At 64.2% G+C, this 10,711-nt stretch carries 10 protein-coding genes and 4 pseudogenes; 8 read left to right on the forward strand and 6 right to left on the reverse strand.

The features are described 5' to 3' along the window. The 3 genes and pseudogenes from Q1B08_RS20180 to Q1B08_RS20190 all read left to right on the forward strand — a co-directional run. Positions 1–836, forward strand: an 836-nt coding sequence (locus Q1B08_RS20180; RefSeq protein ID WP_299822841.1) for an IS3 family transposase, incomplete at its 5' end; no start/stop codon positions are given. Between the two features lie 119 nt (positions 837–955). Next, a pseudogene (locus tag Q1B08_RS20185) lies at positions 956–1,033 on the forward strand (transposon DNA-invertase); the annotation flags it as partial. Positions 1,034–1,111: 78 nt separating this feature from the next. Beyond that, positions 1,112–1,282 (forward strand): helix-turn-helix domain-containing protein, encoded by a 171-nt coding sequence (locus tag Q1B08_RS20190; protein ID WP_299822844.1) that lies wholly within the window; start codon positions 1,112–1,114, stop codon positions 1,280–1,282. A 266-nt stretch (positions 1,283–1,548) separates the two neighbouring features. Here Q1B08_RS20190 and Q1B08_RS20195 read toward each other — a convergent pair whose 3' ends face one another. From Q1B08_RS20195 to Q1B08_RS20215, 5 genes are read right to left on the reverse strand one after another with little or no spacing between them, the layout of a single operon-like run. Continuing rightward, positions 1,549–2,517, reverse strand: a complete 969-nt coding sequence (locus Q1B08_RS20195) for a 3-hydroxyacyl-CoA dehydrogenase NAD-binding domain-containing protein (RefSeq protein WP_299822847.1) — start codon at positions 2,515–2,517, stop codon at positions 1,549–1,551. 4 nt (positions 2,518–2,521) lie between these two features. Beyond that, the gene (locus Q1B08_RS20200) at positions 2,522–4,417 is read right to left on the reverse strand and encodes a TRAP transporter fused permease subunit (protein WP_299822850.1); all 1,896 of its coding nucleotides are present in this window, start codon (positions 4,415–4,417) and stop codon (positions 2,522–2,524) included. A gap of 53 nt (positions 4,418–4,470) precedes the next feature. Continuing rightward, positions 4,471–5,436: a TAXI family TRAP transporter solute-binding subunit gene (locus Q1B08_RS20205; protein ID WP_299822853.1), complete on the reverse strand. Its 966-nt coding sequence runs from the start codon at positions 5,434–5,436 to the stop codon at positions 4,471–4,473. Further along, positions 5,433–5,789, reverse strand: a complete 357-nt coding sequence (locus Q1B08_RS20210; protein ID WP_299822855.1) for a hypothetical protein — start codon at positions 5,787–5,789, stop codon at positions 5,433–5,435. The genes Q1B08_RS20205 and Q1B08_RS20210 overlap by 4 nt, the downstream gene beginning before the upstream one ends. After that, complete coding sequence (locus tag Q1B08_RS20215) at positions 5,786–7,123, reverse strand: acyclic terpene utilization AtuA family protein (protein ID WP_299822856.1); 1,338 nt, start codon at positions 7,121–7,123, stop codon at positions 5,786–5,788. Before Q1B08_RS20215 ends, Q1B08_RS20210 begins: the two co-directional genes overlap by 4 nt. Before the next feature lie 144 nt (positions 7,124–7,267). Here Q1B08_RS20215 and Q1B08_RS20220 point away from each other — a divergent pair, with 144 nt between their 5' ends. The 5 genes and pseudogenes from Q1B08_RS20220 to Q1B08_RS20235 all read left to right on the forward strand — a co-directional run bounded on the left by Q1B08_RS20220 (position 7,268) and on the right by Q1B08_RS20235 (position 10,196). After that, the gene (locus tag Q1B08_RS20220) at positions 7,268–8,218 is read left to right on the forward strand and encodes a LysR family transcriptional regulator (RefSeq protein ID WP_299822859.1); all 951 of its coding nucleotides are present in this window, start codon (positions 7,268–7,270) and stop codon (positions 8,216–8,218) included. A 36-nt stretch (positions 8,219–8,254) separates the two neighbouring features. After that, a complete protein-coding gene (locus Q1B08_RS20225) occupies positions 8,255–8,812 on the forward strand; it encodes a carboxymuconolactone decarboxylase family protein (RefSeq protein ID WP_299822862.1) in 558 nt (185 codons plus the stop codon). Between the two features lie 217 nt (positions 8,813–9,029). Further along, a pseudogene (locus tag Q1B08_RS22175) lies at positions 9,030–9,170 on the forward strand (transposase); the annotation flags it as partial. A gap of 257 nt (positions 9,171–9,427) precedes the next feature. Beyond that, a pseudogene (locus Q1B08_RS22180) lies at positions 9,428–9,514 on the forward strand (IS3 family transposase); the annotation flags it as partial. Positions 9,515–9,671: 157 nt separating this feature from the next. Then, a complete protein-coding gene (locus Q1B08_RS20235; protein ID WP_299822868.1) occupies positions 9,672–10,196 on the forward strand; it encodes an IS3 family transposase in 525 nt (174 codons plus the stop codon). 57 nt (positions 10,197–10,253) lie between these two features. Here Q1B08_RS20235 and Q1B08_RS20240 read toward each other — a convergent pair. Next, a pseudogene (locus Q1B08_RS20240) lies at positions 10,254–10,604 on the reverse strand (transposase); the annotation flags it as partial. Between the last annotated feature and the right edge of the window lie 107 nt (positions 10,605–10,711).

Here is a 10,711-nt window from a genome sequence, read left to right on the forward strand (position 1 = left end):
AAAAGATGATCGATCCTACGGCAAGGCTCAGCGTCAGCCGCCAGGCGAAGGTGCTGGGTGTCAGCCGAGGCAGCGTCTATTACCAGCCGCGCCCGGTCTCGGCCGCCGATCTGAAGCTGATGCACCGGATCGACAAACTGCACATGGAGTTCCCCTTCGCGGGCAGCCGGATGCTGCAGGGCTTGCTGATCCAAGAAGGTTTCAAGGTGGGGCGGCTGCATGTCGCCACGCTGATGAAGCGCATGGGCATCGAGGCACTGTATCGCAGACCCAACACCTCGAAACCGGCACCGGGGCACAAGGTCTATCCCTATCTGCTCCGCAAGCTGCCGATCACTCGGCCTAATCAGGTCTGGGCGATGGATATCACATATATCCCCATGGCGCGGGGGTTCATCTACCTTGCCGCCGTTCTGGACTGGTTCACTCGCCGGGTCCTGGCATGGCGGGTGTCGATCACTCTGGAAGCAGATTTCTGCATAGAAGCAGTCGAGGAGGCGCTGGCGCGACATGGCACCCCCGAGATCTTCAACAGCGATCAGGGCAGCCAGTTCACCTCGTCCGACTTCATCGCCGTGCTGGCGGCACGGAGGATCAAGATCAGCATGGACGGCAAAGGCGCATGGCGAGACAACGTCTTCGTCGAGCGCCTCTGGCGGACTATCAAATACGAAGAGGTCTATCTGCACGCCTACGTCGGCGTCTCGGAGGCCCGCGCCTCGATCGGACGCTACCTGCGCTTCTACAACAGCCGCCGTCCACATTCATCGCTTGACGGGAAAACCCCCGATCAGGCCTATTTCAAACCGTTGATGCCTCAGGCGGCCGCTGCGTAACCAAGGCGGAAATCCACTTAGGAAACGCCCGGAACCTGTTCAGACAAACCGAGCCACCTCTTAATGACCTCATCGCCTGGGTCGGCTACATTGACGAACAAAAGGTCGGGCTGCGCTCGCTGCACGAGGCCATCGACACGACCACGCCCACCGGCAAGCTCACCTTTCACGTCTTCGGCGCGCTGGCCGAGTTCGAACGTGCGCTCATCCGCGACCGCACCCAAGCCGGCCTCGCCGCGGCCCGCGCCCGGGGCCGCCTCGGCGGCCGCCGTCCCGTGCTCAACGCCGACAAGCGCGCGCTGGCCGTGCGCCTCTACAACGAGCGTCAGACGCCTATCGCCAAAATCTGCCAGATGATGGGGATCTCCAAGCCCACCCTCTACAGCTACGTCCGCGCCGCCGACCCGGGAAAGGTCGAGCCCGCCGTCGAGAAACGCGCCAAATAGCGATAGAGGATCAGCGCCATTTACCGCTGAAGGTCACAGAGATGCGGGCCGCGTTCGGCGTCCCGGCGAGGCCGGTTGGCGACATCGCATTAATCCCAGGTTTGCTGCCGACCCAGAAGGCGCGCCGGACCCTCGCGGTCCTTGTGTCGGATTTCTGCTCCGTTGCTACTCAGAGCCCGTCAATGCCGCTCTTGGATCGCCAGGCGCCCGAACTTCCGGTCTGCAGCATCAGAGCCAGAACACATGCCATCAATAGAACCAATCCATCATCTTGATGGCCGTTTCTGATCCGCCTTACCTGACAATGCCTGTAGAAGAGCCATCAGGCGCCGATCGCGCTCTTCGACAAGCGCGGCAATATCCGCGCCTTCCGTCTCCGCCTCCACGCCCTCGGCCAGCTTCTGGCACAGCGCGGGTGTGAGCCGCGGAGTCCCGAGATCGTCCCACCGGCGCTGCTGGCTTGGCCCAAGATGCGCCAGATAATGTGCGAGCCCTCCCGTTCCGCCGCCCAGATGATACGTGAGATGACACCCGGTCGTGGCCCAACGTGGTCCCGGGCCGTGGCGGACGGCTGCGTCAATGTCCGCGACGGTGGCGACGCCCTGCTCCACGAGCGAAACGGCCTCGCGCCAAAGCGCCGCGCTCAACCGTCCTGCGATATGTCCCTCGACTTGCCGGCCAAGGCGCACGGGCTTCTTGCCAAGCCACGCGTAGAAGGCCATCGCCCAATCGAGCGCTGCCGGATCGGTCGCAGGCCCTCCGGACACCTCTACCAGCGGAAGGATATGCGGCGGATTGAAGGGATGTGCCGCGATCACGCGCTGCGGCTTTCTGCACTCCTTCTGAATATCGCCCACGAGAAGCGCAGAGGTCGAAGACGCGATGACGGCGCTCTCGCTTACGAGCCCCTCAACCTTCGCCAGCAGCGCCCGCTTCAGCTCCAGCTTTTCGGGCGCGCTCTCCTGAACGAGCTCCGCGTCGGAGAGGGCGGACCCGGGAATTGTGGCGAAGCTCAAGCGGGTGTGATCAGGCTCACCCTCGGCCTGCCCGAGCCCAACCAGGCTCGGCCACATCTCGGACACGGTCTTTCGCAGGCGGTCCTCGGCGCCGGGTGCCGGGTCGATCGCATGCACCGCAAGGCCCCGTGCAAGGAATAGCGCCGCCCAACCCGCGCCGATGAGCCCGGTGCCAATCAGAGCGACGTGGCGAATGTTCGTGGGATTGGGATAGCTCATGAGATCACGTCTCCTTCTCTTGCGCTGAAGCCGTCGCCGGCAGCGTCAGCCCCGCCGTTCCCGCCCGCCGACCGGCAGCCCAAGCTGCCGCAAGCAGTCCCACAGCGGCCACGGGACCCAGCGGATGCGGCACGATGGCGAGTAGCGCTGCCGCCACATAGAGCGCCGCGTCCAGCCACCGATTACCAAGGATCGGTACCCTCGCGAGCAGCAGAGGGATTGTCACCACCAACACCATTCCGGTGAGTGCGGCGTTACCGATGGAGAATGCCCCACCCTGTCCGATCATGCCTGCGTAGATCAGAATAAGGAAAGGCACGACGTATGTCAGGGCGCCGAGGCGCACCGCCTCGCGCGCGGCCGGCAACCAGTTCGTTTGCGCGATTCCCGCCGCGACGAAGACAGCGACACAGACCGGCGGTGTGATCACCGAGATGGTCGCGAAGTAGAAGACGAACATGTGCGCCGCAAGCGGCTCCACCCCCACTCCGGTCAGCGCCGGTGCGAGGACAGCAGCGACGAGAACATAGGCGGCCGTCGTAGGCAGTCCCATCCCGATGATCAGGCAGACCAGCCCTACGATTATCGCCACCAGCACCTCGGAGTTTCCGGCGAGGTCGACGATCAGCGAAGAAAGAGTGACCCCGATCCCAGTAAGGTTGATCATCGCGACAAGGATCTGCGCGCCAGCAAGCAGCACGCCAATGATGACGAGACCGCGACCGGCATCCTCGAGTGCCTCGAAAAGGAGCCGCATAACATCCCGCCCGCTCCGCGCCCCGACACTTGTAACCAGGAAGGCGACGAGCAGCGCCGCTATGCCAAGGAAGGCCGCGCTTTGAACCGAGCGGCCCTCGAATATTCCCCAGAACAACCCGCCAAGCGCTGCCAGGATCGGCAGCAGGCGACGCCAGCGCAGGATCGTAGTCCAAGCGGGGATGTCCTTCGGATCGACAATCTTCAGGCCCCGCCGTAGCGACACGACGTGAACGGTAACGAAGACGGACGTGTAGAAGAGCAGCGCCGGCAGGATCGCCGCCGTCATCACCGTTATGTAGCTGACGCCAAGAATCTCTGCCATCACGAAGGCCGCGGCTCCCATGATCGGAGGCGCAAGCTGTCCGCCGGTTGATGCCACCGCCTCAACCGCTGCGGCAAAAGGCGCCGGGTAGGACAGTCGTTTCATGAGCGGAATGGTGAAGTTCCCGGTCGTCGCGACGTTGGCGACCGCGCTGCCGCTTACCATTCCGAACAGGCCTGAGGCGATGGTCGCCATCTTGGCCGCGCCGCCCGGGCTCTTCCCGCCGAGCCTCAGAGCGAGGTCCATGAACGTCTGTCCGCCCCCGGTATGGAGCAGCACCGCGCCAAAGAGGACGAAGGCCGAGATTACGGTGGCGGCCACGCTGACGAGTGGCCCCCAAAGACCGAGATCGCCGAGAAACAGCGTTTCGGTCACGAAGTAGATGTCAAAGGGGCGATGCCCGAGCAGTCCCGGAATGTGGTGGCCGAGCAGCGCATAGGCGAGCCCAATCGTCACCAGCGCCGGAAAGATAAAGCCGACCACGCGACGGCCCAGCTCCAGCAAGACGAGGACCAGCGCTGCCGTCATCGCCACATCCCAAGCGGTGGCCCATGGCAGAGCGTTCATGATCGCGTCATAATTGATCACGATGTAGATGCAGGCGATCCAGGTCGCGACCGCCGCGACCACGTCCACCGCTATCCCGACCGCCCTCAGCCGCGTGCCAGCGCCGAGCGGATACATCAGCAGACCCAGCGTGACCACGAGAGCGACGAAGATCGCCCGCTGCACCAGGCTCTCGAACGGTCCCGCGGCCGATGTGTAGAGCACGAACAGGCCGATCAGAACGGCCAGGGCCTTGGCGGCGGTGTCGCGCATGGTTCTCCTCCCGGGCATCGGAAGGCCGGGCCGAACGCGGGCCCGGCCCTGTTTCAATCCTGCGGCTGCATATGCTCGGGGATCTCGATGCCCTGCTCGCGGAAATACTGCGCCGCGCCCGGGTGCAACGGCACCGTGCCGTACTGCATCGTCAGTTCCGCGAGGTCGTAATCGGCGAGTTCGGCAAGGGCGTTCTGCTGCACCGTCTCATCCTCCATCGCCGCCTTTGTGATTTGATAGGCAACTTCCTCGTCCATTTCGGGCGTGGCTGACACGGCGAGTGCGAAGCTCCAGGTCTTGTAGGACTCGATACCCTCCCCTGCCTCCTGGATGTCGACGACGGCGATATCGCGCATCTCCTGGCGCAGCGTCTCGGCTTGCTCATCGGTGAGCGAGATCACCTCGATCGGCGTGAAGGTCTGGATATCGAGCGACGAGGCGTCGAGCCGCGTGCCCGCCCCCGACTTCACATAGCCGACGATGCGGTCGTCCTTGACCATGTCCACGGCATCCGTAGTCGAGCCGCGCACCCATTCGGGCGAAATGCCGAGGGTGTCAAAGACCGCCTCCGCTGTCGCCTCCGTCGCCGAGCCGCGGATTCCCGGATTGAAGCGGACTCCCTCGAGATCGGCAAGGGTGTCGATCCCGGCATCCTCTCGAACGACCACGTTCTGCGGCGCGGGCGCATAGACCCAGAGCAGCGGCGCTTGTTGTGGCTGCCCCTCGAACTCCTGCGCCCCGTTCCAGGCATGCTCGATGATGTTCGTGGTGACGAGTCCAAGATCGACCTGCCCCCGCTGCATCCGGCGCAGGTTGTCCATCGTCGCCCCCGTTTCGGCAACCGAGGCAGAGACGCCCTCAACCTGTTCGTTGATGAGTTGCCCAAGTGCCACGAAATAGCCGTACTGGCTCGACGAGGCCGAGGTCGATCCGATCAGAAGCCGCGTCTCTTGCGCCGATGCCGATCCAGCCGTCATTCCCGCCGCCACTACCGCGGCAAGCATTGTTCCAAGTTTCATCCTGTTTTCTCCTCCTTGGTGTAAGTCCAGTCCGCCGGTACCGGGATCCGCATCTCGAGGATGCGGAATGACAGGCTCTTGCCGTGTCCGTCCAGGTTGAGACTCTGGTTCACGCCACCGTCGAGCACGCCGTCGATCACGAAGTTCAACCCGTGCAGATTCGGCAGCTCATACCGCTGAATCGCAGTCGGCCGCCGCTCGGCAAGAAGCGCCCCGACACGTTCCTTGGTGACCTCGGCGCAGATGATCTCCCAGTCCGCAGCACAATAGGCAATGACAGCGACGTTCAGCCGGTCTCCCTTGTCGCCCGCTCGCGCATGGGCGATTTGATGCAGCTCCACCTCACGGCTCATGTCTCGCTCCAGTTCCATCGGGGCGCAACGAGGTCGCGTGGAACAAACGCCGAAGCGGTATGGAAGCGCGGGCGCCGGCTTGTTCGCAGCCCTGCGCCACCCGCCGGCCCACAGGTGTAAAGCGCACCGAACTCATGCAGTCCCACCTCTACTACATCCTCATCCGCGCCCTGCAGGGCAAGGCGCAGCCGCACGTCGCGCGCGCCGGACGGCGTTGTCGCGAGGTGTTGGTTGCCGTCATCCCCGAAGATGCTTGTTGCGCCTATGAAATCGCCCCGCCAGGTCAGGCCTTCAGGAAGGCGCGGCACCACCATGCCAAGCGCAAGTCGGGCACGCGCCAAGGCGTTCGGTCCGGCATAGGAGATCTCTGCCTCCCCGAGATGCCCGCCCAGATAGCAGATCGTCGCCTTCAGCGTCTCGGGTCGTTCGCGCCCCCGGGCGCCGCGCACTGCGACCCTGTCGGGTCCGACCTCTTCCACCTCCACCTGTGTCAGGTCGAGCACGACGTCGGGAGTTAGATAGGCGGCGGGATCGTGGATCTCGTAGAGAATTTGCTCCTTGACCGTCTGCGCGTTAACCGCGCCGCCCGTGCCGGCCGGCTTTGTCATCACTAGGCTGCCGTCTGCAGAGATCTCGGCCACCGGAAAGCCGATCTGGGAGAGATCCGGGACGTCCTTGAAGCCCGGATCGGCAAAGTACCCGCCGGTGACCTGAGCGCCGCATTCCAGCAGATGACCGGCGAGCGTGCCGGCCGCAATCCGATCGCAATCATCGAAGCACCAATCGTAGTGCGCCACCAGCGGACCGAGGGCCAACGCAGGGTCCGCCACCCGACCGGTCACGACGATATCCGCCCCCGACTTCAAGGCTGCCGCAATCTCCGCAGCACCGAGATAGGCGTTGGCAGCCATCGGCTCGACGCCGTCCGGCAAAGCCGCAGCGAGACATTCGCGCAGCCCGGATCGCGATCCGCCCTCCAGCAAGTCATCGCCGCTGACCACCGCAATGCGCGGCGTCCGCGTTCCAAGTTTCCGCGCAAGGGCGGCAATCGCTGCCGCCGCGCCGGCCGGATCGGCAGCGCCAAAATTACCCACGATGCGAATGTCGTTCGAGAGGCAATCCGCAAGGACAGGCTCCAGCCGCGCAAGGAGGTGGGCATCGAAGCCCGTCCCCCCGTTCCGACGCCCGAGCTGCGCCAGCGCCAGCGTCCTCTCGGCCAGCATCTCGAAGATCAGGCATGCTGGTCCGCCGGCCTCGACCAGCTCCCGGACGACTGGCACAGCTGCGTCGAGCCGATCCCCGGCAAATCCGGCGCCGCAGCCGATACGGAGCACTTCCCCCATCCTGCGTGCGTCCGGGCCAGATGCCCTCTCCATGCTATCCACGTGTCCGGCTCCCCTCCGTCGCGCTCTTGGGGGATACCAACGTCTATTCTATTCGTCTAATAAATAGATGATATTGATCCATTTGGCGAATAAATGACGGCTGGCATAAGACCGATAGAGGCCTTCCTGACACTGGCCGAAACGGGGAGCTTCAGCAGCGCTGCTCGTCGTTTCGGTCTTTCGCAACCGGCCTTCAGCCTCGCGATCCAGCGCCTTGAGGACGACATGGGCATCCGGCTTTTCCGCCGCACCTCGCGGAGCGTCTTCCTGAGCCCCGAGGGCGAGGCGTTCCTGCCCAAGGCGAAGAATCTCCAGCGGACCTGGCGCAGCACCTTCGAAGAAATGGCTGACATCGCGGCTGCCCGCCGCGGCCGTGTTGCTGTCGCCGCCCTGCCTTCGATCGCGGCGAGCCTGCTGCCCGGCGTCATGCGACGCTTTGCCTCCGGCCATCCTGAAGTTACCGTCGAGATTCACGACGTGCTGCATGACGAGGTCATCGCCCTCGTCCGTTCAGGTCGCGTAGATTTCGGGATCTCCATCGCACCTCACGGCGCTGGCGAGACGAACTTCGCGCCCCTGCTTGCAGACAAGTTCGTGGTCATCTTCCAGCGCGATCACCCCTTTGCCACACAGGAGCACATCACCTGGACGATGTTCAGGCGCGAATCCGTCGTGTTCATGACGCCGATGACGAGCGTGAGACAGCTTGTTGACTCCACCCTGGTCGAGTTGCGGCAGAGCGCCCATTTCGTCTGCGAGGTCAATCACCTCGCCACTGTCGCTTGCATGGTCGCCTCTGGTCTCGGGGTCACGGCACTCCCTGCGCTCTGCCTGCCGGTCGTGCTGCGCCCCGATCTCGTCTGGCGCCCCCTCGAAGGACCCGCGGTCGAGCGGGGCCTTGGCCTCGTGAGCCGCGATTCGGGAGAGTTCTCCGTTGCCGCCAGTGCCTTTCTTGACGTCCTGCGCGACATCCCCGAGAGCGATGCCTTCGCTGCCTTCCCCGGTCAGGTCCGGCGCCTCGGCGACACCGTACCATTCTCATGAAACCCTGACTTGCCCGATCCAACAGGAGACATCCCGATGACAGAACCCCGACTTGCTGCACCAGAGACGCTAACCCCGCGTCAGCGCGAGGTTCATGACCGGATCGCCTCTGGCGCGCGCGGCCGCGTCGAGGGACCGCTGCGCGTCTGGCTCCACTCGCCGGAGCTCGCCGACCGGTCACAGGCGCTTGGCGCCTTCTGCCGGTACGAGACACGCCTGCCGGCTCGGCTATCCGAGCTTGCAATTCTGGTCACGGGTGCGGTCTGGAAGTCTGGCTTTGAATGGGCTGTCCATGCGCCCATCGCGGAGCGCGCCGGCGTCTCCCCCGACACCATCGAGGCAATCCGCACCGGTCGGAGTCCATCCTTTTCTGCCGAGAGCGAGGATGAAGCGGCGGTGTATGAGTTCAGCCTGGCGCTCCACCGTGAACGCCGGGTCGACGACAAGACCTACGCACGCCTCGTCGCCGTCATAGGTTCGGAAGGGGCTGTCGAGCTGGTCGGAATCCTCGGCTACTACACGCTGATCTCGATGACCATCAACACCTTCGCCGTCCCGCTTCCTGAGGGTACTGAAGACCCCTTTCCCGGCTAAGACTCGCTGTAGCGGCTCCGCTTTCGACCTGCGGTCACACCATGTGTGGGTAGCCCCGGTTTTAGCGGGCTATCGCCTCAGCTCGCATGATACGGTCGAATGCGTCCATGTGTGGAGTGCGCCCCTCGAACTGGACAGACCTTCAGGCATAGATTGACAGGTCCGGGCCCATCCGAGGGAGACGGCCGATGCCGAGACGACACCGCAGCCATGAGCCATGGAACTGAAGCGCCAGGTCGTGGCTGAATACAATGCAGGCGAGACGCTGCATGGGCTATCCAAGCGCCATGACGTCTGCCGCAATCTGATCCGGATCTGGATCGCCAAGGCGGAAGCCGGGGAGTTCGACGACGAGGCCGCGGCCGCCGAACTGCTGGTGCGCTACGAGGCGCGGATCGCATCTCTGGAACGGCTCGTCGGACAGCAAGCGCTGGAGCTTTCCTTCGTCAAAAAGGGGGTCTCGGACGGACCCTCGCCGACAAGCGCGGCTACATCCGTGATCGCCGGCCCCGCGGCCTCTCCGTCAAAAGGGGGTGCGAGCCGATGGGTGTTGCACGGTCGAGTGACTCAGCCACGCCCGTGGCATCGGACACTGACGCGGACCTTGTCATCGAGATGCGCGCGATCGCCGATGCGTGGGAATGCTACGGCTACCGACGGATCGGAGCGGAGCTGCGTCATCGCGGCTGGGTGGTGAACAGCAAGAAGGTCAGGCGCCTGATGAAGCTGCACGACCTCAATCCACGTCGCCGGCGGCGCTTCACCAGGACGACCGACAGTGATCATGGCGGACCGATCTATCCGTTGATCGTCAGAGGCTTCGAGGCGCATGGCCCGGATCAGCTCTGGGGTGAGGCGGGTGCGCGATCGTGGATGGACCCGCGATCGCCCGCCGAACGACATCACCTTCGTCGCCATCGCGGCCGGGTTCGTCTATGTCGCGATCATCATGGATGCCTGGTCGCGACGTGTCGTCGGCTACGCCATCGGACGGCGGATCGATGCGCGTCTGACTGTCGCCGCGTTCGAGCGTGCCATCGCTCTGCGCCGCCCTCTTCCCGGGTGCGTCTTCCACACGGATCGCGGGTCGCAATATGCTTCTGCGAAGCACAGGGCGCTTATCGAGAAGCATGGCTTCTTCGGCTCCATGAGCCGACGTGGCAACCCTTACGACAACCCGCAGGCCGAGAGCTTCATGAAGACCCTCAAGGCCGAAGCCGTCTACCTCAACGAATACGACATCTATGAGGACGTCACGGCCGATCTGCCTGGCTTCATCGAGGACGTCTACAACGCCCGGCGCCTACACTCATCGCTGGGCTATCTCAGCCCGGTTCAATACGAGGTCAACAACGCTCGCCAGCCGGTCAAAACCGCGGCCTGATCCTGTCCAGCCATAAGGGCGCACTCCAGGCCGGGGGCCCCCTTTCCCCGGACAGAGTCATCCCACAGCTTCCGTGACGGGTATGCCGAGCGCGGTGTAGCCGTTCAAGACGGCAATCCGGACCTGAAGTTCGGCAACCTGGCGGTCGAAGTCCCGCGCCATGAGGCGTCGGCCGAGCAGTTTGACACAGTGCATCTTCGCCTCGATGCGGCTTCGGCGATGGTATCCGCTCCATCGTCGCCAAAGCGCCCGGCCGAGGTAGTTCGCTGCGCGCACGGCCTCGTTCCGGGCAATGGCGTCGGCTGTGATGGCCTTCCATGTCTTTGCGTTCTTGCGGGGCGGGATGATGGCTTGGGCGCCTCGACCAGCGATGGCGTCGTGGCACTTGCGGGTATCGTAGGCGCCGTCCACTGCCCGGCAGGGTCATGCGAAGCATGATCCCGAGTATCCGTGATGATCAAGCGGGGGTTTCGGTCCATTTCCTTCCGTCTCGGAGGAGTGCATTGGCGGTGACG

The sequence above is a fragment of the uncultured Jannaschia sp. genome (assembly GCF_947494025.1).
Classification (GTDB): Bacteria; Pseudomonadota; Alphaproteobacteria; order Rhodobacterales; family Rhodobacteraceae; genus Jannaschia.

What these genes read in the sequence shown, in the direction of transcription:
- Q1B08_RS20195 (WP_299822847.1), bottom strand. Translation starts at nt 2,517, where the DNA reads ATGAGCTATCCCAATCCCACGAACATTCGCCACGTCGCTCTGATTGGC.
- Q1B08_RS20200 (WP_299822850.1), bottom strand. Translation starts at nt 4,417, where the DNA reads ATGCGCGACACCGCCGCCAAGGCCCTGGCCGTTCTGATCGGCCTGTTC.
- Q1B08_RS20205 (WP_299822853.1), bottom strand. Translation starts at nt 5,436, where the DNA reads ATGAAACTTGGAACAATGCTTGCCGCGGTAGTGGCGGCGGGAATGACG.
- Q1B08_RS20210 (WP_299822855.1), bottom strand. Translation starts at nt 5,789, where the DNA reads ATGAGCCGTGAGGTGGAGCTGCATCAAATCGCCCATGCGCGAGCGGGC.
- Q1B08_RS20220 (WP_299822859.1), top strand. Translation starts at nt 7,268, where the DNA reads ATGACGGCTGGCATAAGACCGATAGAGGCCTTCCTGACACTGGCCGAA.
- Q1B08_RS20225 (WP_299822862.1), top strand. Translation starts at nt 8,255, where the DNA reads ATGACAGAACCCCGACTTGCTGCACCAGAGACGCTAACCCCGCGTCAG.